The 1,053-nt window shown below is 62.1% G+C and carries 1 protein-coding gene; it reads left to right on the top strand.

Going from position 1 to position 1,053, the window contains the following annotated elements:
- On the top strand, window positions 1-1,053 hold a 1,053-nt coding region (locus AC50Y5_RS32745), incomplete at both ends, for a condensation domain-containing protein (RefSeq protein ID WP_494865804.1).

Here is a 1,053-nt window from a genome sequence, read left to right as displayed (position 1 = left end):
TTTGGAAAAATTTGTGACGAACCCGTTTGAGCCAGGGGAGCGAATGTACCGTACGGGGGACTTGGTTCGCTGGCAGGCGGATGGTTCCTTGACGTATGTGGGACGAAGGGATGAACAGGTGAAAATTCGCGGTTACCGCATCGAGCTCAGCGAGATTGAGGCGGTGCTGCTGCGGGGGACAGGGGTTCGCGAGGTCATCGTGCAGGCGCTGCCGGATGCGGGGGGCAGCCTTCAGCTGTGCGCCTACGTCGTAGGCAGCGAGCTGGAGATTCCGAGGCTGCGCAGCTTGCTGTCGGCTTCCTTGCCCGCCTATATGGTGCCGGCCTCCTTTGTACAGCTGGAGAGCCTGCCGCTCACGGCCAACGGCAAAGTGGACCGTCAGGCGCTGCCGATGCCGGAGGCTCAGGCCTCGCACCTCCCGTATGCTCCGCCTCGCACAGCGATGGAGCACGCGCTGGTGACGGTATGGCAGCAGGTGCTCGGCGTGCCGGAGGTGAGCATCCATGACCATTTCTTTAATCTGGGCGGCGACTCGATCAAAGCGATTCAAGTCGCTTCCCGGCTGCTGCAGGTCGGGTACAAGCTGGAAATGAAGACGTTATTCCGCTATCCGGTGGTGGCGCAGCTAGGCACCCATCTGACGGCGGTTACCCGCACGGCGGAACAAGGAGAAGTACACGGGGCGGTGCCGCTGACGCCGATTCAGCACTGGCTGGTGGAACGCGATCCCGTCGACCTGCATCATTTCAATCAGGCGGTCATGCTGTATCGGGAAGAGCGATTTGACCGCGTGGCGCTAAGCGTGGCGATGCAGCACCTCGCCACGCATCATGACGCGCTGCGGATGACGCTGACGCAGGCCGAGGACGGCAGCTATGTCGCTTGGAACCGGAAGGTGGCGGACGGTGAGCTTTACAGGTTGGACGTTTTCGATTTCCGGGGTGAGCCCGGATGGAGCGAAAAGGTCGAAGCCGCTGCCGCTGAGCTGCAAGGCAGCATTTCGCTAGCGACCGGCCCGCTCATGCGGCTGGGCTTGTTCCAATGTGGGGATGG

This window comes from Paenibacillus sp. JT22N7, assembly GCF_059383875.1.
The sequence above is the reverse complement of the archived record's forward strand: the minus strand, read 5'-3'. Positions and strand labels throughout refer to the sequence as shown.